At 48.0% G+C, this 24,204-nt stretch carries 22 protein-coding genes and 1 pseudogene; 18 read left to right on the top strand and 5 right to left on the bottom strand.

Annotated elements, in window-relative coordinates; genetic code table 11:
* Nucleotides 1–176 precede the first annotated feature (176 nt).
* The 5 genes from ACQ5DJ_RS11780 to ACQ5DJ_RS11800 all read left to right on the top strand — a co-directional run bounded on the left by ACQ5DJ_RS11780 (nt 177) and on the right by ACQ5DJ_RS11800 (nt 5,416).
* Nucleotides 177–1,139, top strand: a complete 963-nt coding sequence (locus ACQ5DJ_RS11780) for a metal-dependent hydrolase (protein WP_429842637.1) — start codon at nt 177–179, stop codon at nt 1,137–1,139.
* Nucleotides 1,140–1,398: 259 nt separating this feature from the next.
* The gene (locus ACQ5DJ_RS11785; protein ID WP_429842638.1) at nt 1,399–2,184 is read left to right on the top strand and encodes an ArsR/SmtB family transcription factor; all 786 of its coding nucleotides are present in this window, start codon (nt 1,399–1,401) and stop codon (nt 2,182–2,184) included.
* A 51-nt stretch (nt 2,185–2,235) separates the two neighbouring features.
* Nucleotides 2,236–3,480, top strand: a complete 1,245-nt coding sequence (locus tag ACQ5DJ_RS11790) for an MDR family MFS transporter (protein ID WP_429842639.1) — start codon at nt 2,236–2,238, stop codon at nt 3,478–3,480.
* Between the two features lie 370 nt (nt 3,481–3,850).
* Nucleotides 3,851–5,023, top strand: a complete 1,173-nt coding sequence (locus ACQ5DJ_RS11795) for a bis-aminopropyl spermidine synthase family protein (RefSeq protein ID WP_429842640.1) — start codon at nt 3,851–3,853, stop codon at nt 5,021–5,023.
* Nucleotides 5,024–5,077: 54 nt separating this feature from the next.
* On the top strand, nt 5,078–5,416 hold the full coding sequence (locus ACQ5DJ_RS11800; protein ID WP_429842641.1) for a DoxX family protein: 339 nt from the start codon (nt 5,078–5,080) through the stop codon (nt 5,414–5,416).
* Nucleotides 5,417–5,463: 47 nt separating this feature from the next.
* On the opposite strand, the gene helD is transcribed toward ACQ5DJ_RS11800, so the two are convergent.
* The 3 genes and pseudogenes from helD to ACQ5DJ_RS11815 form a co-directional block, all read right to left on the bottom strand.
* Nucleotides 5,464–7,800, bottom strand: a complete 2,337-nt coding sequence (helD, locus tag ACQ5DJ_RS11805; protein WP_429842642.1) for an RNA polymerase recycling motor HelD — start codon at nt 7,798–7,800, stop codon at nt 5,464–5,466.
* A gap of 253 nt (nt 7,801–8,053) precedes the next feature.
* On the bottom strand, nt 8,054–8,677 hold the full coding sequence (locus ACQ5DJ_RS11810; RefSeq protein WP_429842643.1) for a DUF6143 family protein: 624 nt from the start codon (nt 8,675–8,677) through the stop codon (nt 8,054–8,056).
* Nucleotides 8,678–8,845: 168 nt separating this feature from the next.
* Nucleotides 8,846–9,219: pseudogene (locus tag ACQ5DJ_RS11815) on the bottom strand (DUF423 domain-containing protein).
* A 185-nt stretch (nt 9,220–9,404) separates the two neighbouring features.
* On the opposite strand from ACQ5DJ_RS11815, the gene ACQ5DJ_RS11820 reads away from it, so the two are divergent.
* Both ACQ5DJ_RS11820 and ACQ5DJ_RS11825 read left to right on the top strand, forming a co-directional pair.
* The gene (locus tag ACQ5DJ_RS11820) at nt 9,405–9,587 is read left to right on the top strand and encodes a hypothetical protein (RefSeq protein WP_429842644.1); all 183 of its coding nucleotides are present in this window, start codon (nt 9,405–9,407) and stop codon (nt 9,585–9,587) included.
* Nucleotides 9,588–9,720: 133 nt separating this feature from the next.
* Nucleotides 9,721–11,142, top strand: coding sequence for a SpoVR family protein (locus tag ACQ5DJ_RS11825; RefSeq protein WP_429842645.1), 1,422 nt, complete (start codon nt 9,721–9,723; stop codon nt 11,140–11,142).
* A 63-nt stretch (nt 11,143–11,205) separates the two neighbouring features.
* Here the strand turns inward: ACQ5DJ_RS11825 and ACQ5DJ_RS11830 are convergent, their stop codons facing one another.
* Together ACQ5DJ_RS11830 and ACQ5DJ_RS11835 are read right to left on the bottom strand one after the other, a co-directional pair.
* A complete protein-coding gene (locus tag ACQ5DJ_RS11830) occupies nt 11,206–11,973 on the bottom strand; it encodes an SDR family NAD(P)-dependent oxidoreductase (protein ID WP_429842646.1) in 768 nt (255 codons plus the stop codon).
* 28 nt (nt 11,974–12,001) lie between these two features.
* Nucleotides 12,002–12,703, bottom strand: a complete 702-nt coding sequence (locus ACQ5DJ_RS11835; RefSeq protein WP_429842647.1) for an SDR family oxidoreductase — start codon at nt 12,701–12,703, stop codon at nt 12,002–12,004.
* A 199-nt stretch (nt 12,704–12,902) separates the two neighbouring features.
* On the opposite strand from ACQ5DJ_RS11835, the gene ACQ5DJ_RS11840 reads away from it, so the two are divergent.
* The 11 genes from ACQ5DJ_RS11840 (at nt 12,903) to ACQ5DJ_RS11890 (ending at nt 24,125) form a co-directional block, all read left to right on the top strand.
* Entirely contained in the window at nt 12,903–13,835 is a 933-nt protein-coding gene (locus ACQ5DJ_RS11840) for a 3-hydroxyacyl-CoA dehydrogenase family protein (protein WP_429842648.1), read from the top strand.
* 130 nt (nt 13,836–13,965) lie between these two features.
* Nucleotides 13,966–15,948: a methyl-accepting chemotaxis protein gene (locus ACQ5DJ_RS11845; protein WP_429842649.1), complete on the top strand. Its 1,983-nt coding sequence runs from the start codon at nt 13,966–13,968 to the stop codon at nt 15,946–15,948.
* A 204-nt stretch (nt 15,949–16,152) separates the two neighbouring features.
* Nucleotides 16,153–18,132, top strand: coding sequence for a methyl-accepting chemotaxis protein (locus tag ACQ5DJ_RS11850; RefSeq protein WP_429842650.1), 1,980 nt, complete (start codon nt 16,153–16,155; stop codon nt 18,130–18,132).
* Between the two features lie 118 nt (nt 18,133–18,250).
* The gene (locus ACQ5DJ_RS11855; protein WP_429842651.1) at nt 18,251–18,787 is read left to right on the top strand and encodes a GNAT family N-acetyltransferase; all 537 of its coding nucleotides are present in this window, start codon (nt 18,251–18,253) and stop codon (nt 18,785–18,787) included.
* A gap of 133 nt (nt 18,788–18,920) precedes the next feature.
* A complete protein-coding gene (locus ACQ5DJ_RS11860; RefSeq protein WP_429842652.1) occupies nt 18,921–19,262 on the top strand; it encodes a GRAM domain-containing protein in 342 nt (113 codons plus the stop codon).
* Between the two features lie 138 nt (nt 19,263–19,400).
* Complete coding sequence (locus tag ACQ5DJ_RS11865; RefSeq protein WP_429842653.1) at nt 19,401–19,622, top strand: hypothetical protein; 222 nt, start codon at nt 19,401–19,403, stop codon at nt 19,620–19,622.
* A gap of 37 nt (nt 19,623–19,659) precedes the next feature.
* A complete protein-coding gene (locus tag ACQ5DJ_RS11870; RefSeq protein WP_261375916.1) occupies nt 19,660–19,956 on the top strand; it encodes a hypothetical protein in 297 nt (98 codons plus the stop codon).
* Between the two features lie 103 nt (nt 19,957–20,059).
* A complete protein-coding gene (locus ACQ5DJ_RS11875) occupies nt 20,060–20,761 on the top strand; it encodes a TerC family protein (protein WP_429842654.1) in 702 nt (233 codons plus the stop codon).
* Between the two features lie 2 nt (nt 20,762–20,763).
* Nucleotides 20,764–21,636 (top strand): LysR family transcriptional regulator, encoded by an 873-nt coding sequence (locus ACQ5DJ_RS11880; protein WP_429842655.1) that lies wholly within the window; start codon nt 20,764–20,766, stop codon nt 21,634–21,636.
* A 183-nt stretch (nt 21,637–21,819) separates the two neighbouring features.
* Nucleotides 21,820–22,887 carry an AbrB family transcriptional regulator gene (locus ACQ5DJ_RS11885; RefSeq protein WP_429842656.1) on the top strand — a complete coding sequence of 356 codons (1,068 nt, stop codon included), beginning with the start codon at nt 21,820–21,822 and terminating at the stop codon, nt 22,885–22,887.
* 203 nt (nt 22,888–23,090) lie between these two features.
* Nucleotides 23,091–24,125, top strand: a complete 1,035-nt coding sequence (locus ACQ5DJ_RS11890; RefSeq protein ID WP_414853327.1) for a Bug family tripartite tricarboxylate transporter substrate binding protein — start codon at nt 23,091–23,093, stop codon at nt 24,123–24,125.
* The last annotated feature ends 79 nt before the right edge of the window (nt 24,126–24,204 follow it).

A 24,204-nucleotide genomic window follows, 5' to 3' on the forward strand; every position in this document is an offset into this window, starting at 1 on the left:
AAGACTAAATAAGCTCCAAGCAGTCTGTCGCTTTTCTGACAGGCTGCTTTTTCGTTGAGAGATTGTTAACATCGCAGACGAAATCTTCGGATAACCTTTACCTGCGGTTTATAGAATCCTCGTTATTTTTTCGTACAGTAAAAGAGAAGGGAGTACTTGCAAAGGGAGGCATCGAAATGGACACTGGTAGTCATCTTTTGTTGGGTGTCACACTGGCGGGCTTAGCTCATATCACGCCGGCAGTGGCACATGATCCGGCACTTGCTCAGGCGCTGATGGTCGCAACGGTAGTGGGCTCTCATGCCCCGGATTTCGACACTGTGGCCAGACTTCGCGGTATTTCTTTTTACATTCGTTTTCATCGGGGAATTACTCATTCGATTCCCGCCTTGTTTCTGTGGCCCCTCATCATCAGTCTTTCTCTCGCCTGGGGTTTTGGTCTCATGGGGCAGTTCGGGATTTTGTACGGGTGGACGCTACTGGCTGTTGTGCTACATGTTTTTCTCGATATGCTAAACGCCTATGGAGTCCAGTGTATTCGCCCTATTAACAAGCGCTGGGTGCATTTGGATGTACTCGCGATTTTTGAGCCACTGGTATTCGCGGTTCATCTGGCAGCGGCGATATGGTGGATAGCTTTTAACGGAAATCCCAGCGTGCTATTTCCGATAGCATATGGGATGACGCTCATGTATATTGGGGTGCGGGCTTGGCAGCATCACCGTAACGTCAGACGGGTAGCAAGAGCATTGGAAACAAGAGGCATAACCCATGTTTTCCCTAGCATACATCCTTTCCACTGGCGATTCGTTGTAGAGACGGAGGAACTGTTTTACACAGGGAGAATCGAGTATGCACGTGTGATACTGGAGGATATATATCCGAAGCAGCAGCGTGATGCAATCATTCAGGCTACTGTCGGTGTGGACGGAGTTCGTGCTTTTCTCGGATTTGCTCAACGAATCCACGTCACGTGGAAGGAGATTGCCGACGGTTATGAAGTCACGTGGAGTGATGTGCGCTTTTGGTACAACCGCAAGCTTCCATTTGGCGTAGATGTTGTCTTGGACCGTGATTTGAATGTCGTTGATCATCGGTTGGGCTGGCGAAAAAAAGCGTGGGACCCGCCGTTTGTATAAAAAGACTGTAAGAAATGCCCCGTCAGTGAATCTGGCGGGGTTTACCTGTTTTCTACAAAAGTAGCTATGCAAGCTCAGGAAATAATGATACACTGAAAAAAACTAAACGTTCGATGGTGATAGAATGAATGGAATATATTCGATTAGAGTAGAATGGTCTCCTGCGTATGAATGTATCATTAGCCTTTACACTTACATTTACGAAAAGGAGCGCAAGCATTATTTGCTTGGTACAGCTTGGAAAGAGGAGACAAAACAAATGCTTCCGGCGTCTTTTGCAGATGAACTCGCAGATGAACGCTGGGAGGTACTTCACCGTTTGGTACTGCTTGTAGCGCAATCGCCCCAGACCAAATCCGTCGAAGAATTTCTTGGGTGGCTAGAAAGTATCCCTCCGGGTGAGATTTATGAGCGTCTCGCGCCATGGGTGGAGACAATCCCGCTGAACCTGGGGGAAATCCGTGATCGCAGCCTATCGTTGCTTACCCGTTGGAATGAACATTATTTTTCGAAGGTGGAACCACGCATTTTGGAGAGTCTGCAACGGAGCGCCGATGAGCTGACAGTCCGTGCCAAAGAAACGCCTTCGATCGAATTGGTCGATCATGTTACGAACGGTATCTGGATTGAGCCGATGGCAGATTTGCGAGAGGTTGTACTGATCCCGCAATATCATTGTGCCCATTCTTCTGTGCTCGACTTTTATCGGGGGCTTGCCACTTGCATGTACCCTGTCAAAGATGCCGCAATGACCAAACCACAGCCGCTCCTGGAGCTGTTACCCATCACACAGTGCCTGGCGGATGAGAAACGCCTGCAAATCTTGCGTTGTCTAGCGAAAAAGACGTGCACCCTCGGGGAATTGCAAAAGCAAGTATCACTGGCAAAAAGCACCGTCCATCATCATGTAACGGCGTTGCGCAGAGCGGGGTTGATTCGTGCTCATTACACAGGCAGTACGACGATTTCCTACTACAGTTTGCGCGAATCATTCGTCGAGCGTCTTCCCATCTTGCTTCGTTCCTTTTTCCATACACCAGAGTAATTTTGCTTCCGGAGATTGCATGATTCTGTTGAGAGGGTAGGTTGAATCAGTATGAGCAAAATGAGGCAAGTGTGGGAGGCGTATCACCCGATTGTTCATTTGTTGATGGCAGGGACGGTTTTCGTTCAGCTCACGCAATCCATGAGTATTCCGTTTTTGGCCATCTATCTCGGTGAAACGACGAAGCTCTCTCATGCCTATATTGGACTTATTATCGGTGCAGGTCCCTTGGCTGGAACAGTCGGGGGATTTGCTGGCGGGATTCTCTCGGATTTATTTGGCAGACAAAAGCTGATGTTTTTTTCCTTGCTTGCTATGGCGTGCTCGATTATTGGATTCATTACAGTAGCGCATCCGATCGGTTTGCTTCTGATCAGTATGATAATGGGATTGTCGGCCTCGATATTTGCGACGGTTTCAAAAGCATTAATGGGAGACTTGACTCCCGAGCATAAGCGTTTTCGTGTATTCTCGAACCGCTATCTTGCGAACAATCTTGGTTTTGCGATTGGTCCTATGCTCGGTGCTTTTTTGGGGATTTCCGGCAGCAATCTGGCATTTTTTTTGACGACGGTATCCTTGGTGAGCTTTGCCATCATTTTAGTAGTGGCCTGTCGGAGATGTGGCGTCACTGATGATGCCGGGGGGAACGGAGAGGGAGAGGGAGAGAGGGCCAGTTTGGCTGAGATCTGGCAAGTCCTCAGAAGGGATGTCGTCCTTCTTACCTTTGTCACGGGTGGCGTCCTGTTAGTGACGGTGTACGGTCAGATGTCTGTTACGCTCTCCCAATACTTGCGAGAAAACTTTTCAGAGGGAGTCGCCTTGTTTGGAACTTTGATGAGCGTCAACGGATTTACCGTCTTGCTTTTACAAATTCCAGTGACGAGGCTGGTTGAGCGTTATTCCTTGTTTGCGCGGATAGCAGGTGGCGCTGTGCTGATGGCCATAGGAGAAGTCGGCTTTGCTTTTTCGCCAGACTGGGCTTGGTTTATTACGGCGATGATCGTCTTTACGCTAGGGGAAATCTTGATCATACCAGCGGAGTATACGCAAATCGACGAGATCAGTCCCGCGAATATGAGAGGGACTTACTATGGGGCACAAAGCGCAACGATGCTGGGTAGCTTCCTCGGACCATGGGCAGGTGGTATGGTGCTTACCGCATATGGTGGTCCCGTGATGTTTTTGGTCATGGCAGTTTTGGCGCTGGTCAGCTTGATCTTTTATTGGCTGGGACGCAGGCTGCATGAAAAGCGGAAGCAGCCTAGAACTGCGATCGTAGAGACTGCTATGTAGCTTCTTGCCGATTGATTGCGAGTACCGTATAATGGAAAGTATCTTTTCAAAAGGGGACGTTTTGATGTCGGTGTGTGTTCTTAACTAAGCAATTGGATAGGGTACTCCCATTCTTTTTGGCAAAAACCTCATTTTATGTGAGCTTATTTGCTATGGAATAGAGGAGACCTTGATTGGTTAAGAACTTACGGTCATCCATCTACCCATTTGCTCGACTACGGGAACCGTGCTCTTACGCACGGTTTTTTTGCGTGACTATCCACGCGCACGTAGCGAACGTATGCCCTCAAGGCGGAGATGAACGAATGTTCATGCTCTGCCTTTTTGCATGCATCGATGGGTCCATCCCTTTTGAAAAGAGGTTTTCTACATGAAAAATTATATCGAAGACACCTATAAACAAGTGCGTTTACAAGAAGGTCAACGAGTGATCGAACAGTTCCTGCTTGCGTGTTATTTTCATCCGGATTTGCCTACGAAAGAGCTGGCAAGAAAGGTACTCTTGCCTGTACCTGTGGCGACAGCCATAAAAAAAGAGCTGATCAAGGCAGGTGCCATACAGCAGGGGAGCGGGGTGAGATGCACCGAAGAAGGGGAAGCGTTCATTGAGCAAAAGCTAGGGTTCGCCGGACTGGATCGAGAGCTGTACGAAAAGCTGATGAAAGACGACGAAGCTTGGAAAACCGAGCTGGTTGACTTGCAAGCGGAGATGGAGACGATTTTTGCTGGGCGTCCGCAAGTCGATGTACAGATTGATCAGTCCAAATGCACAGTCGAGACGAGCTTGCGCAGGGCAATCTTATGCTTGCGGCATCAGAGCTTGGTGGGCAAAAAAATATTATGCGTCGGGGATGATGATTTAGTCAGCATCTCGCTGGGGCTTTTGCTTAAGCGCTTGTTTCCAGGGAATCAACAACGTCTAGAGCAAATTGACGTAGTCGATATCGATGAACGCTTTCTCCAGTACATTACGGATGTGGCCAAGCGAAAAGCATTGACCGTATCCTGCCATCAGGCTGATTTTCGGCAACCGCTGCCGAAGAAGCTGCAGGGTGGGTACGATTGCTTTTTTACTGATCCACCTTACACGCTGCAAGGAATGGCTTTGTTTTTATCCCGCGGCATCAGTGGGCTGCAAAAGCAAAAGGGGCTGTCCGTCTTTCTGTCCTTTGCGCATAAATCCCCAGATTTCACGCTGAATATGCAACGGGAGTTCGTGCTGGCAGGATTGACCGTACGAGAGGTGCTCAGTCATTTCAATGAATACGAAGCGGCGCAAATGATTGGAAATAAGGGACAGATGATCGTGCTCACCACGACAGAGCTGACGGCTCCGACGATCAAGCATTCGTTTCTAGAGTCGCTATACACAGGCGAAGAGACTCCTTCCAAGCGAGAGTATCAATGCAAGCGATGCAAAAGATTGATTCAGGTAGGGGCACAGGCAAAAATAGTGACGATTGAGCAATTGAAAAAACGCGGCTGCCCTCGTTGCAAGCACCAGAGCTTTGAACTGTTGTCCCGCCGGAGAGCACAAGACTGATTGTACGCAAGTGGGCATATGGTAGTGGTGGGAGGGGAGGGAGAATAAGATAAGATGGCTTACGAAAAAGCGTTTGCTTTATTACGGATTGGGACGGGAATCTTGTTTTTCATTCATGGCATAGCCAAGCTGCAAAAAGGGATGGCTGTTGTTGTGACGATGTTTGGAGATCTCGGCTTGCCGGGGTGGCTGGCGTATCTGGTGTTGATCGTAGAACTGATCGGCGGTCTCGCTCTGATCATCGGAGTCGGGGCGAGGTATGCTGCCTGGGGATTAGCTGTGAACATGGCAGGGGCGATTGTGACGGTGAAATGGGCGAAAGGCTTTGTGGGCGGTTATGAGCTGAATTTGATCCTGTTGCTTGTCACGATTTGTGTGGGTCTAAAAAGGTGAAAAAGAGATCCGGCTGAACCAGTAAGCGGTCAGCTGGATCTCTTTTTTTAAACAAACAGCTCGTAATACTCAGGAGAAACGTTATCTAAAAATGGACTTTTTTCACCCGAATAGTAAAGGTGCAGCTCGTGCATGGCTCGTGTGCATGCCGTGTAAAAAAGCTTGCGTTCGCTTTCTTTGCCATAGCATGTGGCGGAAGCATCATAAAGGATGACCGCATCGAACTCTACCCCTTTTGCCAAGTAAGAGGGAATAATCAAGATACCTTTCTCAAAGGAAAGAGTAGCGGGCTTGATCAAGCGAAGCGACAATCTTTCTTGCAAAGCGTCATGAACGACTTGGGCTTCCTCTAGCGTTTTTGTGATAACAGCGATCGTCTGATGACCACGCTCGGCGAGCTCACGTATGCGCGTTTCGATTTGATCAGTATGAGCTTGCGGTGATGTCACTTTGGTTAGCGTTGGCAAGCGACCGTCGCGCATAAAAGGCTCAATCATATCCCCGTTTCGCAAAAGTTGTCGTGTAAACAAGACGATGGGATAGGTGGAGCGGTAGCTTTTGGTCAGGACAGAGGTCTCCGTCTCTTCAGCCTCAAACAGGGATGTGACAGACTCAAAGCTATTCTGGTGATACGCATGAGCGTAAATCGCCTGATTCCAGTCTCCCAGCACGGTCATTTTGGCACGGGGAAACAAGCTCTTGATGAGAGCGAACTGAAAGGCAGAGTAATCCTGGGCTTCATCGAGAAATACATGACGGACGAGATTGTTCGTCTGCTTGCCCTCCAATCGTTCCTGCAAATACAAATAAGGAGGGATGTCTTCACATGCCAAATACTGTTGCTCTAAACGCTCTGCCGTCTGTTCGCACACGGCAGGCCAATTGTCCGGCGCAAGCGTCCCGAGCAAGTCAGGGGACAAGAAGAGCTGGCGGTAAATAGCGCGAGTATCAATAAATTGAAGTTCCCGGATAAAATTGCGCAGAGGTTGAAACTGCTTTTTGACGATCCATGTGGTTAAGAGTTCCTGCTCGCGTTCGAAGTCATCGAAGGTATCTTCCCGAAACTGCTTTTTGCGGCGCAGCGATTGATAGGCAGCTACATAAGCGTCTCGGTCAAGCAGCTCCAGTTCATCTTCTACCCAAGGTTTTGAGCGTTCTCGTTGTTCCAGTTTTTTCAGCTCTGTCAGCAGTGATTTCGCAACGAGTACCATCCGATTGGGGATCGGCAGACTCGTATCGAGAGAATAAAACAGCTCATGAATGTGGGCAGCACTGATTAGTGTCTGGTTTCTAAATGTAACGGGGCGAAACATGATACCAGATTCCTTCAGGCTATTCGCGTATTCGTCCATAGCCTGCAAAAACAAGGCACTTGATTTGAAACGGATTCCTTCCAGCCGCGCCTCGTATCCAGACTGATCACTTGCTGTCAGTACATATTCCATCTGTTCAAGCGGGTTTTCCAGGCGGAAGTCGTCACCGAGACGATGCTCCGCGTATTCCTGAAAAGTCGTTTGCTGCATATTTTCCTCGCCGAGCTCAGGAAGTACGGTCGAGACGTAGCTATTAAACAAGGAGTTTGGCGAAAACAAGACGATTTGCTCCGCGGTCAATGTCTTGCGATAACGGTATAACAAATAAGCGATTCGTTGCAAAGCAGCAGACGTTTTTCCGCTACCGGCAGCTCCGGAGACGATGACGAGTCGGCTACGTTCGTTGCGGATAATGCGGTTTTGATCCCGTTGGATCGTGGCCACGATGCTTTTCATCTGCGAATCAGCCTGTTTGCCGAGTACCTCCTGAAGCAGCTCGTCGCCAATCGTCACGCCAGTATCGAACAGGTGCAGCAATTTGCCGTCGCGAATGATGTATTGTCTTTTGCACGTAATCTCTCCATTTATGCTTCCGCTTGGGGTATTGTACTCGGCTGGCCCGGGCGAATAGTCGTAATACAGACTGGAGATCGGTGCGCGCCAGTCGTAGACAAGAAACTCCTCGTCGTTTTTATCCAGCAAGGAAGCAATGCCGAGATAGATGGCTTCTGGCTTCGATTCCAGCTCTTCTTGAAAATCAATCCTGCCAAAATAGGGAGAGTGCAACAATCGCTGCAGTGTACGCAACTGATTTTGGGCATGGCGATGGATACGTTCACGCTCGGACAGGACTTCCGCTTGCTGCTTGATACTGGCGTAAGTCTCGACAGCTTCGATGGCATCTTCGAAGTTGACTGTCACATCGTCCCAAAAATGCTTGCGAATTCCGATGATATCCTCGCTCACGACATTCACATGCTCTTTGAGGTCATCTATTCGGTTTTTTATCTCTGAGATGACTCGTTCAACACGTTGTTGTTCGTTTTGCCGATCTTGATCAGTCACGCTCATGGTACCGCTCCTTTTTCGTTCCCCTTTTTTGATCTGATGGTTTGACAATCGAAAGTGAATGTGGTACTATTATATTGGAGATAAAATAGATGCATATTAACAATTGACCAACAGACCAATTCTCATTGTATCACGTGAAAATTGGCTTTTCAACATGGTGTAGGAAAAACACAAATTGAAATGACAGGGAACTCCTTTGGGGGTTCCCTTTTTTGATGCGACTAGACTTGTCCTTCAAGCGTTCCAGTGAGAGCTACCCATATACGGGTTGTTCCCACCAGTCTATTGAAAAGGAAAAGGATGTCTTCTCACCAGTGTTTGGAACGCGAACGATGAGCGCCATTCCTGGTCCGAGAATCCACTGTCCGCCAGGGGTCGCCTCAACCGTGGAGGATGCCGGAATGATTCGCGTGGCGGTCTGAATGTGATCAGAAAAGGTATCCGTCATACCAGCCCCATGCAAAACTTGCCCTTGGGCGGCGGGACAAGCGGGGAGTTGAATATAACCAGAAGTCACTTGGCGTGAGAGAGTTGCACCAGTGAGGGAGGAACCTTTGCCAAACAAAAAATGTGCTTCTATCGGATGCGGGGATGGATTGGTGATCATCCAGTGATGGACAAATAAATGAACACCGGAGCGCAAGGGATTCGACAAGGCAGCGATCCCGATTGCCCCATTGCTCACGATCATTTTTTCCGATTGCCCCATGAAGTATTTACATTGATCCGCCATCGACATCGCATACGGAATGTGGACACTCCGACTCAGCTGTTCCGTAGCAGAAGGAGTGGGAAACGGATAGTACCCCATCTGCATGTAGACATCTGGTATTCCGCCATAAAAGTACGAGGGGCGTGTATAGGAGGGCTTTGTCATGATTTCCTCTCCTTGTGAGTGGGGTAACTGCTAACCCTACAGCATATGGCAATCGTCCATGGAGGGTGCCAGGAGCTGGCGTTATTGGCAGGCAAAGTTCCGCTGAAGTCATGGCGGAAAGAAAAAAAGGCTGGGAGTGAAAATCCCAACCTTTTGCAAGATTTTTGTCTACGATACGGTTTTCCAAGCATGAATCGCAAGCAGCGCCCATCCTGCGAGGAACAAAACTCCGCCAATCGGCGTAATCGCACCTAGAACCTTAATTCCGGTCATCGCCAGCGTGTAGAGACTGCCGGAGAAGATCAACGTACCAGCTGCAAAGCACCAGCCCGCCCAAACGAGGCCAGAAGAATCCGGGTACCATTGAGCAACAGGGCAACCAGCACTAGAGCCAGTGCATGTGTCGTCTGATAGGTCACGCCCGTATGGAAAATGCCCAGCGAATACTCGTCCAACTTCTCCTTCAGTGCATGTGCTCCGAAAGCTCCTAACGCAACCGAAAGAAATCCACTGATACTGCCAAGCATCAAAAACAGCTTCATGAGTGCGTCACTCCTTTATTCACATAATCCGTTCTTTATTTTAACGTAAATCGGGTATGAAAGCCCAATTGTAATTTGGTGAACACGCCTTGGACTACCATACAAGCCGCTTGTCAACCTCCGACATAGAGTAAAGTATCGCAGTGGCAACGCTTACAGGCTGCTGCGACGGGAGGTGACGTAATATGAACAAATGGATTTCCAACGTTGGAGGTCTCGTCGGTGGTTACGCATTACTGAAAGCACCAGTGGCTGGTTCCTTCCTGAATGGATTGGACCCGTTGGTAGATGGAGTTGGTCTCATCGCTGTGACTGTATTCGCGGGAGCTCTTATTTATTCTGGTGTACGCGACTGGTTTAAGGGTTAAGAAGTAAGATGGTAAACAAATCAAGGGTGTCTCCAATCGGGGATGCCTTTTTTCTTCGGAAGGCTGGCGTCTTTTAGCGCGGTCCCCCATATACATAAAGTAGACCGACGGCAAAAGGGGGAGGCGAAACGATTTGACCAACGACGAGCGAAAAGAACTGGAGCGATCCATTGACGAAATTACCGAGATCGCCAAAGGGTTCAATCTTGATTTTTACCCGATGCGATACGAGATATGCCCGTCTGACATCATTTATACATTTGGTGCGTATGGAATGCCTACACGATTTAGTCATTGGAGCTTTGGAAAGTCCTTCTACAGGATGAAACTGCAATATGACCTGAATCTGAGCAAAATCTACGAGCTCGTCATCAACTCCAATCCTTGTTACGCGTTTCTTTTAGACGGCAATTCCTTGATCCAAAACAAGCTCATTGTGGCTCACGTGCTTGCTCACTGCGACTTTTTCAAAAACAATATGCGCTTCTCCAACACCAATCGGGATATGGTCGAAAGCATGGCGGCCAGCGGAGAGCGGATTCGCCAGTATGAGATTGAGTACGGCAAGGATGCTGTCGAGAATTTGCTCGATGCGAGCTTGGCGATTCAGGAGCATATCGACCCGAGCTTGCTACGTCCAAAGCTGCGTTGGAAACGAGAGCCAGAGGAGCCGAACAAAAAGACGAAGAACGGACGGCAATCCCCTTATGACGACCTCTGGGGATTGGACCGCAAAGCAAAAGAGGAAGCCGAACCAGTAAAAGCACCACGCAAATTCCCGCCAGAGCCGGAAAAAGACCTGTTGCTGTTCATTATGGAATACAGCAATATCCTCGACGATTGGCAACGGGATGTGCTGACGATCATCCGGGATGAGATGCTGTATTTCTGGCCGCAGATGGAAACGAAGATCATGAACGAAGGCTGGGCCACCTACTGGCATATGCGCATCCTGCGGGAAATGGAGCTGACAGAATCGGAGACGATCGAGTTTGCGAAGCTGCATTCCTCCGTCATTCAGCCTTCGACGACGAGTATTAACCCGTATCATTTGGGTCTGAAAATTTTGGAGGACATCGAAAAACGCTGGGATAATCCGACGAAGGAAGAGCAGGAGCGCTTCGGACGCAAGCCAGGAGAGGGACGCGCGAAAATTTTCGAGGTGCGTGAGCTGGAGTCCGATATCAGCTTCATTCGCAACTTCCTGACCAAGGACCTCGTCAGTGATCTGGATTTGTATATGTTCGGCAAGCAGGGCAACGATTGGGTGGTCGCGGAAAAGCAGTGGGAGCAGGTACGCGATGGTCTTGCGGGCACACGGGTTAACGGGGGATTCCCTTATGTACTCGTGCACGATGGGGATTACTTACGCTCTGGCGAGATGTACTTGAAGCATCATTTCGAGGGGCTGGAGCTGGATGTCAAATACGTAGAAAAAACATTGCCTTACATCTATACCATGTGGGGAAAATCCGTCCATCTGGAATCAATGGTAGAGGATCGACAAGTGTTGTTTACGTACGACGGCAAGAAAGTGCATCGCCGCTTTTTATAGGGAAAAAAGGCCGCATGCCCAGTGGAAGCTGACCGAGCATGCGGCTTTTTCTACATGTCCGAACTAGGACAACTGATCCGTAATTCCGATGTGACTACTGATCCCGCCATCCATGGTGATGCTCGCTCCGTTGATGTACCCACTATGCGGTCCGACAAGATGATAAATCATCTGGGCGATTTCCAACGGCTGAGCTACGCGTTTCACCGGACTTTTGGCAATGACCCGATTCATGTAATCCGAAATATCCTCCGGACGTACGCCCATCGCCGTATCCACATATCCTGGACAGATGGCATTGCAAGTAATCCCGTGCTCTCCCCACTCGGCAGCAATTGTTTTCGTATAGCCGAGCATGCCGTGTTTGGAAGCGACGTAGGTGGATGAGTGTGCAGAGCCTAGCAAGCCCTGAATGGAAGCGATGTTTACGATCCGACCGAAGTTCCTTTCTTTCATCTTGGGCAACAGGTTTCTGCAAAATAGGAATACACTCTTCAAGTTGGTATTCATGATCCAATCCCATTCTTCATCGGAGACTTCGTCCACGCGGTGGAATGGACCGCCCACTCCCGCATTGTTGACCAAGATGGTGATATCTCCGAAATGCGATTCCACAAGCTGGATGGCTTCTTCAACTTGCGCTCGTTGACCGACATTACAGCGAATGGGCAAGGCTTGACCGCCTGCCTGATGAATTTCTTGGGCGACTATTTGTGCCTTTTCTACTTGTACATCAAGAACAGCGACACGAACCCCATGCTGAGACAAAAGCTTAGCTGCTGCGGCCCCGATCCCATTGCCTGCTCCTGTGATTATTGCTATTTGCTGCATTTGTAAACTCTCCTTATTCATTTGTCATTTAGAGAATGCCTTTAGGAGGAAGGATTTTGACTTCATCGATTCGAACGTGTAGGGGACGGGAGGCGATATCTAACACGGTATCTGCCACATCTTTTGGTACGAGCATCGCACTCGGATCAAAAAAATGCCGGTCCTCCGTCATGTTTGTATGAACGGCGCCGGGAAAAATGGTAGAGACCCTTACGTTGTCGTTTTTCCATTCTTCATTGCAAATTTGGGAAAAGCCCTGGACGGCAAATTTCGAAGCACCATAAACACCGTTTTCCGCAATAGGAATATATCCTGAGACACTAGCGATATTGATGATTCGTCCACCGTGAGCTTTCATTACTTTGTATCCTTCACGGCTACAAAGAAAGAGTCCGGTTACATTGGTGCGGAAAACATTCTCCCATTCTTCTAAGCTTGTTTGTTCAACAGGCTTAAACACGCCGACGCCTGCATTGTTGACGAGGACATCTAGACGCCCGTATATCCTTTGTACATGCGCAAAAAGGGCAAGGACACTTTGCTCGTCTGTTACGTCTAGCTGTATATTCGTCACACTTCCGGGTTCGGCGTGTGCGATTTCGTTGGGATGAGGCGCGGATCGAGAGGTTGCCCAAACAATCGCTCCTTCTTTTGCCAGAACAGTTGCCATTTCAAGACCCAATCCTCGACTGGCTCCTGTGATGACCACGACTTTATTCAGTAATTTCATGTGTACCTCCATATACAAAACATCCATCCAATAATTGGATCCTTATATGTTTTTTAATGGTACAGAAATTTGCCATCCCCAACAAGCGCCATAGGGATGAATTTCGGTAAAAGTAGTAGGAATTTGCTAGGAGGAACTAGGTATTTGATCGTGGAAAGCTTTGTTAGTAAACCTATTTCACCCCTGGGAGGCTCTTTCTATGGAAAAGCATGCGGCTGTTATCGGATCAGGTGTTATGGGACATGGAATCGCGCAGCTATACGCATTGGCTGGATTTCGTGTTTCTCTTTACGATTTGCAGGAAGCGTTTTTGATGAAAGCGAGGGCGAGCATCGAGCACAGCCTTTCCCTTCTGGTTGCAGAGGGAGTGATTGCAGACCAGTCTAGAGCAGCAGCGCTCGAGCATATTGTCCTGACCACGGATTTGCGAGCGGCAGTATCTGATGCAGAAATCATCACAGAAGCGGTACCAGAAGTCATCGAGCTAAAGTGGGAGCTGTTTGAAAAGCTGGAGCAATACGCGAGGCCAGATGCCATTATTGCTTCCAATACATCTACGTTTTCGATTGCGCGACTGATCGAAAAAGCAACTACGCCACAACGCTTTATCATTACACATTTTTTCAATCCAGCCCAATTGGTTCCGTTGGTCGAGGTAGTCAGGCACGAGAGCACGGCGCAGGAAGTTGTTCACAAGACGATGCAGTTGATGGAAGAGATCGGGAAGTCCCCGGTTTTGCTGAAAAAGGATGTACCGGGCTTTATCGCCAATCGGCTGCAAACAGCCTTGATGAGAGAAGCTTTTCATTTGCTTGCAGAGGGTGTGGCAGATGCAGCCCAGATCGATACGGTGATGAAGGATGGCATTGGCTATCGCTGGGCTTTTGTCGGGCCTATTGAGACGGCGGATTTTGGCGGACTCGATACGTGGAAGCGTGTGATGGATAACCTGGCGCCAGAACTGGATGCTTCGACAAAAGCACCCGCCATCATTGAAGACAGAGTAGCAGAAGGCAATCTCGGAACCAAGACAGGAGCAGGTATTTACTCGTATAAGGATACGGCTGTCTCAGAAAAGCTGCGTGTACGTGACGAACAGTTTATCCGCTTGGGGAAAATGAAGCGCGGTTGAAGTGACTTACAGATAAATACTTGATTCGTAAAACTTTCACTACATAATCATCCATTCCTAGCCGATATTAGTTTGGGGTTATGCCAAGATGAAAATTTCCCCAATACATCCTAGAAAGTAGTTGAAAATAGTGAGAGTTCGCTTAATAAATTGGAGTAGAAACTTTAAAACGAGGCTAATTGCATCCTTCCTGTTGATTCTGCTCGTTCCTACTATTGTTGTTGGAATGCTGGCTTCCAATCAGGCGAAGCAGGAGATGGAAAAGGAGATCTTGAACAGCGCCAAAGAAAATGTCGGGCTGGTCAATTCGATAGTGACGAATACGTTTAAACCTAAGCTGGATGCCATTGATTTTTTTGCCAAAACGGTCAACAGAACCATGTATCCAACCCAAAACAGTGCAGCGCTCGTCATGCCCCATCTGGACATCTTTAAAGGCATGCTTCCGGACGTGATTGGTGTTGGTTTGGGGACTGTGGACGGACAGTATTATGAATCCCCGATGGTAGGCGCAAAGGCAGGTTATGATCCGCGGACGAGAGAATGGTACAAAAAAGCGATGGAAAACAAGGGCAAGGCAGTCATTTCGGAGCCGTATGTATCTGCGGCAACAGGCAAAGTCCTCGTCTCCATTTCCAAAGCAACGGATGACGGCTCGGCTGTCGTTGGCATGATAATGGGCGTCGAGCAGATCAAAAGTCTGGCGGACATGGTCAGTATCGGAAGCGACGGGTACGTCATGATTTTGGATAGCAACAAAAAGTTCGTTGTTCATCCTGAAAAAGAGTCTGGCACTGTGGCTGAAGAGAGCCATTTTGAAAAATTGTATGAGGGTGCTTCAGGTGACTTCCGTTACGACGAGCAAGGCCACGAACAAGAAGTGCACTACACGACGAATGAGTTGACTGGCTGGAAAATCGCTGGCAAGCTGGATCGTTCGGAGATACAAAATTCTGTACAGCCTATCTTCACCTTTACATACGTGACAATCGCCATTTGCTTGCTTGTAGGAGGATTGATCGTAACGGTTGTACTGCGCTCGATTATCCGCTCGATTCAAGCAGTCAAGGTACATGCAGTCAAAGTGAGTGAGGGCATACTGACAGAGCCTATCCAGGTTCGATCCAATGATGAGATTGGTGAGCTGAGCCGCGCGTTCAATACGATGCAGGACAACCTACGCACGCTCATTTCAAATGTAGAGACAAGAGCAGAACAAGTGGCCGCTTCGTCTGAGCAATTGACCGCGAGCGCGCAGCAGACGAGCATCGCCACTGAGCATGTTGCCACAGCCGTGCAAGAAGTTGCTGGCAGCGTAGAAAAGCAAACCAATGGAATTGATCAAAACGTCCACTCTCTCCAAAATATATCAGACGGCGTAGCGCAAATTGTGGAGAGTGTGCATGGATTGACGGATATCGCTGAGCAAACAACGATTCACGCTGGTGAAGGCGGAGAATCGGTTCAGAAGGTGATGGGCCAGATGAACTCGATTCACGCATCTGTGGAACAGCTCAATCACATGGTCCAATCCCTTTCTGAACGCTCCAGAGACATTGTTGCCTTCTCCGAAGTGATCAGTGGGATTTCGCAGCAAACAAACCTGCTTGCACTGAATGCAGCGATCGAAGCGGCACGAGCAGGCGAGCATGGCAAGGGGTTTGCGGTTGTAGCAACAGAGGTAAGGCTGTTGGCAGAGCAATCACAAGAATCGGCCAAGCAAATTTCCGACCTTATCATAGAAATTCAACGCGATACGCAAGAATCCGTTGAGACCATGGAGAAAGTCAGACGCGATGTTTCGGAAGGCTTGCGAATTTCCAAAGGTACCATTGATAAATTCGAGGAAATTTTGACAAGCACGAAACAAACAAATCCTCGTATCGAGGAGGTCTCGTCGATCGCTCAACAAATCGTGGCAACTGTTGCGGAAGTGAAGGTAACAGCGAACGAGCTGGCGTTGATTGCAAAAGGCAATGCTGAGACCGCAGAGGAAGTAGCTGCTTCTACAGAAGAGCAGCTCGCATCAATGCAAGAGGTCTCAGCCTCTGCTCAATCTCTGTCATCGTTGGCAGAAGAGCTGAATGCGATGATCAATAAATTTCGCTACTAAATAGTCAACCAATATCGACCGTCCTGTCTTTCATTCATAAGCAGGGCGGTTTTTCTATGGCCTCGGGGGCCGCTTTTTTATATCTATTACAGTTCTATATATTTTTTACTTAATTAAGTTTCCTTCGTTACCGATATAAAAAATTAGAACTTCACCAACATGAAACGTTTATCCAAATACAACTTAGAAAGAAGATGAAATGAAGTGAAAGATAACCTTAGAAATTGGTTCAGTAGCTATCGAACCAAACTTATCATCACATTTCTCTTGATTCTGTTAGTCCCTTCCTTTGTCGTTGGAAGCCTGGCTTACCATCAAGCGAAACAAGAAATTGACAGACAGATCATGGACAGCGCCAACGAAAACGTTGATTTGGTCAACTCCATCGTCAGCAGTACGTTTGAGGGAAAAAAGAAGGATGCTGACTATTTGGCAAAAGATATCACACCTAGCGTGAAATCAGCTGAGGTTCAAGAAGAAATCATGCATCATTTGGATATGTATATGGGTATGCATTCGGAAGCGGCCAGTATCAGTCTGGGAACGGTTGACGGACAGTACTTCCGTGCTCCTAAGCAAGAAGTACAGGCTGGGTTTGATCCGCGGACGAGAGACTGGTACAAAAGAGCGATGGAGAAAAAGGGGACTGTCGTCGTGACAGAGCCCTATATTTCGGCGGTATCAGGTGAGGTTTTAGTAGCGGTAGCGAGAACAACGGAGGATGGTGCAGGGGTTATCTGCATTACAGTTGGGATTGAACAGATCAAACAACTGGCAAACTCAGTCAGCATTGGTTCCGATGGAGATGTCATCGTAGTGGACAGCAATAAGAAATATGTTGTCCACCCTGAAAATCAGGCAGGAACACTGGCACAAGAAAGTTATTACGATAACTTGTATCAAGGAGAAACAGGTCAATTCAATTACGAGGAGCAAAGCATCCCGAAACAGATTTACTATGTGACGAATCCGGCTACTGGCTGGAAAATTGCCGGGTCGATGTACCTGTCAGAGGTTGAGGATGCTGCACAGCCGATTTTCGCGCAAACGTTTTGGACGATTACGATTTGCTTGGTGCTGGGAGGACTCCTTGTAGCAGCTGTACTGCGTTCCCTTCTCCAGTCCATCCGGGAAGTGAAGGTACATGCGGTCAGAGTGAGCCAAGGTATTTTGACTGATCCGATTAAAGTGCGGTCAACGGATGAAATTGGTGAGCTCGGCCATGCGTTTAACTCGATGCAGGATAACCTGCGCGCGCTCATTTCCGATGTCGAGGCCAGAGCGGAGCAAGTAGCAGCGTCTTCGGAGCAATTGACTGCGAGTGCGCAGCAGACGAGCATTGCAACTGAGCTTGTAACGACTGCTGTTCAGGAGGTAGCTGGCAGCGCGGAACAACAAACGAGCGGAATCGACCAAAATGTTCGTTCATTGCAGGAAATTTCGGAAGGGGTCACACGGATTGTAGAGAGTGTCAATATGTTGTCGGACACTGCTCAGCAAACAACGGTTCAAGCAGAAGAAGGTGGCAACTTTGTCGCTCAGGTCATGAGTCAAATGAAGTCGATTCATGAATCGGTAGAACAGTCGGATCGCATGACCAAATCGCTCTATGATCGTTCGAAGGAAATCGGCACGATCTCGGATGTCATCAGCGGAATTGCCCAGCAGACGAATTTGCTGGCATTGAATGCAGCGATTGAAGCGGCACGGGCTGGTGAGCATGGTAAAGGCTTTGCAGTTGTTGCTACAGAGGTGCGCCTGTTGGCTGAGCAATCACAATTGTCAGCCAAGCAGATTTCTGAATTGATCACAGAGATTCAGCGGGAGACCAAGCAATCCGTCGACAACATGGAAAAAGTCAGACTGGATGTTGCAGAAGGCTTGAACGTTTCGGAGGAGACGATTCACAAGTTTGAAGGCATCATGGAGAGCACCAGACTGACCAATCCGCATATCGCAGAGGTTTCCTTGATCGCACAGCAAATCTTGGCTGCTGTTCAGGAAGTAACTGCGACAGCCAATGTGCTCGTCACCATTGCGCAAAGTAATGCCGAAACAGCTGAGGAAGTAGCAGCCTCTACTGAGGAGCAGCTCGCCTCCATGCAAGAGATCTCATCCTCCGCTCAATCCTTGTCGTCATTGGCGGAAGAGCTGAAAGTATTGATCAATAAGTTTACCTATTAACCTGTGTCCGTAAACAAACGAAGCGCCCTGTCTCTAGGCATACGAGCAGGGCGCTTTGCCGTATAGATGTGATAACATATGGGCAACACAAACGATATGGAAGTAGGAGATGAGAACGATGAATATGAGGATCAGAATAGAACAGGTAGATGATTATTCCGTTACGGAACTAGTCGTAAAAAGTGCATTCGCGAATTCGGAGTTCAGCGATCACAAAGAACATGAATTGGTGTCTCGCATCAGAAAATCTGATGCATTCATCCCAGCGTTATCTCTAGTTGCGATTGATGAAGAAAATCAAGAAATCGTGGGACATATTCTTTTGTCGAAAATACATATTTGCAATGACAATCAGAGAATAGAGTCACTTGCACTTGCCCCAGTGTCAGTATTGCCTGATTACCAAAGCAAAGGAATCGGAAAGAAATTAATTCTCGAAGCCCTCCAAAAAGCAAAAGAACTGGGATACCAATCTGTTGTTGTTCTCGGCCATCCCGAATATTACCCAAAGTTTGGCTTCCAAAAAGCTTCACACTGGGGAATAACAGCACCTTTCGAAGTACCGGATGAGGTATATATGGCTCTGGAGCTGCAAGAAAATGCGCTGGCTCAAGTCTCGGGCGTTGTTGAATACTCAAGTGCTTTTGTTGAATAAGGAAGTGAGCGGTGGATAAAGCAGTAGCAAAAAAGGCCGAGATTTGTACATGTGAATGCCTAATTATGGTAATATGAAGTTCCTACCAATTCGAGAAAAAACGGAATCGTATGTCGGAGGGGAAAAGGAAGAAATGGAACTCAGGCGAAACGAATCGATCGTGCAAGAGAATATAGCGGCAAACCTATTCAGAGGAATGGAAGGTGTAGGTGGGAAGTTAACGATTACAAGTGAAAGACTCTATTTCCAACCACACAGTCTCAATATTCAAACACAACCTCTCGAATTAAACTTGAAAGATATTGCGGCAGTTGAAAATCGGAATACGCTGTTCGTGATCCCAAACGGAATGAAAATCAAGATGCATAACGGGCAAGAGCATAAATTTGTGGTATGGAAACGAGCGGAGATCATCGGAATGATTGAGGATACAAAAATGAAGCAAAAAATGACGGTGATCATTAAGACGAGGTAAGCTTTCCGTTCAATAAAAGTCGCCCTGTCACAAGCAATACTGAGCAGGGCGATTATACTATTTTTGTTGCAACAACACAGGAAGCGTTCTATGATAAAACCAAGGACGGTATTCATTGTAAAAAAGGAGTGAAAGACAATGGCAAAAACCGCAGCACGCAAGCAACGGGAAAAGCTGGCCCGTGAAGGCAAAAGAAACCCAGAGCTCAACAGAAGCATTTTCACTTTTGCTGACATGAGACAGCGGACGACGAAGACCAGAGCAGAAAAACTGAATCAACAGAAGCACAAAAGGTCGTTATCCTACCAAAGTGATGATGGCCTTTTTTATTTGCGTGCGAAGCTTGCTGCAATCGTTTAACATAAAGTCATCCCGTACCAAAGTGAGGCATGACATCATGAATAATAGCATTCATCCCGAATGCGCGAGAGCCATTCAACATCTTCTCCAGCTGAAGGACCCAAAACGCGAAGACTTTTTGGCGCTGAAAACGTACGGAAATGACCGCTATTCCGCAATGGACTGGGAGGAACTTCAGACGTACATCAATGAAAAGACCATCATCATTGTCGAGCAGTTTGAAAATGAACAAAATATTATGTCTGCCCTACGTTGGGTAGCGAGAGGATTGCCGGTTTGGCTAGCGATTCGAAAAGTGCGGGCCGATTATTCTGTGTATGGATATAAGAAGTAGCCTGTCTTCCAAAAAAAATATATGCAAATAATAGAAATAATACTGCACTAACGAAAAGATAGGTCTATTATTGTCAATATCAGCAATTTTGGAGGGAGACATCATGACAGAATCCTTACTTAGCTTACTACAAATCATTATGATTAACCTGGTTCTGAGCGGAGACAATGCAGTCGTTATTGCCCTTGCCTGTCGCAACCTGAGTCCAGAGCTGCAGAAGAAAGCCACTTTTTGGGGGAGCTTCGGTGCAATCGGACTGCGGATCATCCTTACCTTCATTGCCATCTGGCTGTTGAATATCCCGTTTGTCCAAGTCGTCGGAGGACTTTTGCTCATCTGGATTGCGGTCAAGCTGTTAAAAGGTGAAGATGAGGACAGTCACATTGGTGGTGGAGCGAGTTTTGTTGAGGCACTTAAAACCATCATTTTTGCCGATCTGATTATGAGTCTGGACAATGTCATTGCCGTAGCGGGAGCAGCAAATGGGAACCTGGTGTTGGTCATCATCGGTCTTGCCATCAGTATTCCGCTCATCATTTGGGGAAGCCAGTTGCTGATGAAGCTGATGAACCGTTTTCCTATTATCGTATTATTGGGGGCGGCTTTGCTCGGATATACAGCAGGAGAAATGATTGTAGGAGACAAAGCAGTTGGCAGCTTCCTGGAGGGGGTAATGCCTTCACTGCATATGATTTTGCCGGTAGCATTGGCACTTCTGGTGATCGTGATTGGAAACTATTTGAAACGGAAGGAGAAAAATGTGTTAAATAAAGAAGTGACAAATAATCATGCGGAGACACTATAGCCATGGAATATCGCGATTGGTACATTCTCCAAACCTTGTATCAGGAACAAAACATCACAAAAACAGCAGAAAGCTTGTATTTGTCCCAGCCTGCGCTTACCAAACGACTGCGGCAAATTGAAAAAGAATTTGGCGTACAGATCGTGCAACGGGGGAGTAGAGGTGTTCAATTCACTCCTCAAGGCGAATACTTGGCCAAATGCGCGGATGAAATGCTCCTCAGACTGCGTAATATTAAGGAGCATGTCTTGAACATGGGAGACGAGGTCAATGGTACGCTTCGGCTGGGGGTTTCCAACTATTTTGCACGGTACAAGCTCCCGATGATCTTGAAAAAGTTCAAGGAGATCTATCCAAACGTCGAGTACAAGGTGATGACCGGATGGAGCAAAGATGTCTACAAGTCCGTGTATAATCAGGACGTGCACGTAGGCTTCGTCCGGGGAAGCTACAACTGGTCCGACCAAAAGCACTTGCTGTTCGAGGAATCGGTCTATGTCGTATCCACAGAACTGATTCAGATTGACGACCTGCCCACCCTGCCACGAATCGACTATGAGACGGACCCCATGCTGCTAGCGTTGGTGGACAGCTGGTGGACGGAAAGATTTTCCCAACCGCCGTTGATTGGCATGGAGGTCGACAAGGCGGATACATGCAGTGAAATGGTAGCAAGCGGTTTGGGATACGCCATCCTTCCGCGAGGCGTGCTGAATGGCAAAGATGATCTGCACATGATTGAGCTGACCACCGCAGAGGGGGAGCCGATCAAACGAAGTACCTGGATGTTTTATCATGCCGACTCGATGGAATTGCAAATGGTCAAGGCATTTGTGCGTTTCATAGAGCAGGGTGAGATATCATTCATCGATTAAGCCGGGAAAAAGGAACTGCTGGGAACTCTCGACTCGGGAGCCAGCAGTTTTTTTATTATTCATACAAGGAATCGCCAACGATAACCATTTTGTATTTTTGCTGCGAGAACAATTGTTTTACACTAGGTGTACCCCCACCCTAGAAGCTTCATACAACGTCGGAGAGTAGGAGAGGGAACGCTTATGCTGCTACGTATTCTGTTTACATTGCTGCTCGGATCACTGGGAGGCTGGCTGTTTGCTACCATCCACAGCCCACTTCCTTGGCTGCTCGGAGCACTAGTCACCACCGTTATTTGTAATATGCTTGGGGTCAAAAATCTTTGGATTCCCCGTTGGTTTCGTCAAGCAGGATTGACAGTGATCGGGATTACTCTTGGTCTGCGAATGACACCTGAAATCGTCGATGCGATGACAGGGCACATTGGTTTGATGCTCATCACCACGATTTTGACCATCTTGATCAGTTTGGTGAACGCTTGGATATTTTATAAGGTCTGCCGAGTAGACGGAATAACGGCGATCTTCAGCAATATTCCCGGCGGATTATCGGAAATGGTGTCGGTGGGGCAAACGGCGGGAGGAAATCAACAAGTCATCACGATTTTCCACTCGATCCGTGCGATCAGCGTCGTGCTTTGTACCCCTTATCTTGTGACTTTTCTACCTAGCGATGCTGCCATACAGACGGCTACTCCAGAACACATGCTGGGGATTGGGCAGACAGTCATGATTCTTGTGGCTGGTGTCGTTGGAGCGTTGATTGCATCGCGCTGTTATATCCCTGCTCCGTTCTTGCTAGGTGCCTTGCTCGTGACCGCTTTGATTTCGATGAATACATCGCTTGTAGGAGAGAGTCCTGCGTTGCCAAGCATCTTGGTCCAAGGGGCGCAAATATTCATCGGGGTCAGCATCGGTCTTGGCTTCAAACGAGAGGACATCGCCAAAAACCGCCGATTCTTTCTGTTCGGTCTCATGCATTCCCTGTTCTTGTTCGTCATGGTGATTGTGCTTGCCATCGGCATTTTTTACGTGACGGCTACCGATATCGTGACGGCGATTTTGGCTACGGTGCCAGGTGGACTCGCCGAAATGAGCTTGACTGCCTTGGCGACAGGAGCCGATCCGCTCTTAGTGACGGCGTTTCATCTGTTCCGTTTGGTCCTTGTCCTTACGCTGTTTTCCTTCGGCGCTCGTGCATGGACGAACCGTCACAGAAGAATAAAACAGCCAAAGGAGACCAGTGCCTGACGCAGTTTTATAGTCGAATCAATAGCGAGGCCTGTACGTTCCCTAATCGGAAAACTGCAGGTCTTTTTGGCGTGAAAAAAATGAAAATAATCATAAATATGGTGTTTATCCAAATTATCTGAACAAACTAGGAAGCGTTTTCATCGGATGCTATGATCTCCTTAACTTATTTGAAAACGCTATCAATCGAGGGGGTCATAAAGATGAAAAAATCAAACAAATGGACAAAATGGACCGGAGTACTCCTCACTACGGCAATGGCACTTAGCCTCGCAGCCTGTGGAGGCGGTGGTGGGCAGACGGCATCCTCTGGAGGAGCTTCTACCTACCCGGAAAAACCAATCTCGGTTATCGCTCCGTCGGGTGCAGGCGGCGGCTTGGATAAAACAGCGCGTTCCCTCGCAAAGGTGATGTCAGCAACGAAGCTGGTAGACAAGACGATCTCCGTCGAAAACAAACCAGGTGGCGGACAGGCAGTTGGCTTGGCTGATTTCGTGACGCAGGACAAGAAAAACAACTATAAGCTCCTACTTCCCTCTACACCAATCGTCATCAACAATGTGAAAAAAGAAGGAAACAGCCCGCATTCCTACAATGATATGACTCCGTTGGCACAATTGACGAAAGATTACGGCGCGATCGTAGTAGCAGCCGATTCTCCATACAAGGATCTGAAATCGTTAATGGATGCAATCAAAGCTGATCCAACCAAAGTAACGGTTGCAGGCGGTTCTGCTCCTGGCTCGCTTGATCACTTGACCTTTTTGATGCCAGCTGTAAAAGCCGGAATTGATCCGAAATCAGTGAAATACATTTCTTACGATGGCGGCGGAGAAGCGATCGCATCTCTCTTGGGTGGCAATGCTGACGTACTGGCTACAGATGTATCCGGTTCAGGTGAATACTTGAAATCCGGCAAAGTAAGAATCTTGGGTGTTTCATCCCCAGAGCGTTTGAAAGGTATGTTCAAGGACATCCCGACGTACAAAGAATCCGGTTATGACACGGAGCTGATCAACTGGCGCGGTGTATTTGGACCAAAAGACATGACGCCAGATGCTGTTGCTTACTGGGAGCAAAAATTGAAAGCGATGACAGAGACTCCTGAGTGGAAAGCAGAGCTGGAAGCAAACGGCTGGGACGATGGCTACAAAAACGGTGCAGACTTCAAGAGCTACCTGGGGGAGCAAGAAAAAATGTTCAAGGAAATCCTGGGCTTGCTCGGAATGGCGAAATAAAAAGGTTTGATGGGGGATGGAGAAGGAGCGATTCTTCTCCTCCTTCATTCTGGATTCTTGTACGAACAGGAGGGAACAT

The sequence above is a fragment of the Brevibacillus sp. FIR094 genome (assembly GCF_050477165.1).
GTDB lineage: Bacteria > Bacillota > Bacilli > Brevibacillales > Brevibacillaceae > Brevibacillus.

What these genes read in the sequence shown, in the direction of transcription:
- ACQ5DJ_RS11780 (WP_429842637.1), top strand. Translation starts at nt 177, where the DNA reads ATGGACACTGGTAGTCATCTTTTGTTGGGTGTCACACTGGCGGGCTTA.
- ACQ5DJ_RS11785 (WP_429842638.1), top strand. Translation starts at nt 1,399, where the DNA reads ATGCTTCCGGCGTCTTTTGCAGATGAACTCGCAGATGAACGCTGGGAG.
- ACQ5DJ_RS11790 (WP_429842639.1), top strand. Translation starts at nt 2,236, where the DNA reads ATGAGCAAAATGAGGCAAGTGTGGGAGGCGTATCACCCGATTGTTCAT.
- ACQ5DJ_RS11795 (WP_429842640.1), top strand. Translation starts at nt 3,851, where the DNA reads ATGAAAAATTATATCGAAGACACCTATAAACAAGTGCGTTTACAAGAA.
- ACQ5DJ_RS11800 (WP_429842641.1), top strand. Translation starts at nt 5,078, where the DNA reads ATGGCTTACGAAAAAGCGTTTGCTTTATTACGGATTGGGACGGGAATC.
- helD (WP_429842642.1), bottom strand. Translation starts at nt 7,800, where the DNA reads ATGAGCGTGACTGATCAAGATCGGCAAAACGAACAACAACGTGTTGAA.
- ACQ5DJ_RS11810 (WP_429842643.1), bottom strand. Translation starts at nt 8,677, where the DNA reads ATGACAAAGCCCTCCTATACACGCCCCTCGTACTTTTATGGCGGAATA.
- ACQ5DJ_RS11820 (WP_429842644.1), top strand. Translation starts at nt 9,405, where the DNA reads ATGAACAAATGGATTTCCAACGTTGGAGGTCTCGTCGGTGGTTACGCA.
- ACQ5DJ_RS11830 (WP_429842646.1), bottom strand. Translation starts at nt 11,973, where the DNA reads ATGCAGCAAATAGCAATAATCACAGGAGCAGGCAATGGGATCGGGGCC.
- ACQ5DJ_RS11835 (WP_429842647.1), bottom strand. Translation starts at nt 12,703, where the DNA reads ATGAAATTACTGAATAAAGTCGTGGTCATCACAGGAGCCAGTCGAGGA.
- ACQ5DJ_RS11840 (WP_429842648.1), top strand. Translation starts at nt 12,903, where the DNA reads ATGGAAAAGCATGCGGCTGTTATCGGATCAGGTGTTATGGGACATGGA.
- ACQ5DJ_RS11855 (WP_429842651.1), top strand. Translation starts at nt 18,251, where the DNA reads ATGAATATGAGGATCAGAATAGAACAGGTAGATGATTATTCCGTTACG.
- ACQ5DJ_RS11860 (WP_429842652.1), top strand. Translation starts at nt 18,921, where the DNA reads ATGGAACTCAGGCGAAACGAATCGATCGTGCAAGAGAATATAGCGGCA.
- ACQ5DJ_RS11865 (WP_429842653.1), top strand. Translation starts at nt 19,401, where the DNA reads ATGGCAAAAACCGCAGCACGCAAGCAACGGGAAAAGCTGGCCCGTGAA.
- ACQ5DJ_RS11870 (WP_261375916.1), top strand. Translation starts at nt 19,660, where the DNA reads ATGAATAATAGCATTCATCCCGAATGCGCGAGAGCCATTCAACATCTT.
- ACQ5DJ_RS11875 (WP_429842654.1), top strand. Translation starts at nt 20,060, where the DNA reads ATGACAGAATCCTTACTTAGCTTACTACAAATCATTATGATTAACCTG.
- ACQ5DJ_RS11880 (WP_429842655.1), top strand. Translation starts at nt 20,764, where the DNA reads ATGGAATATCGCGATTGGTACATTCTCCAAACCTTGTATCAGGAACAA.
- ACQ5DJ_RS11885 (WP_429842656.1), top strand. Translation starts at nt 21,820, where the DNA reads ATGCTGCTACGTATTCTGTTTACATTGCTGCTCGGATCACTGGGAGGC.
- ACQ5DJ_RS11890 (WP_414853327.1), top strand. Translation starts at nt 23,091, where the DNA reads ATGAAAAAATCAAACAAATGGACAAAATGGACCGGAGTACTCCTCACT.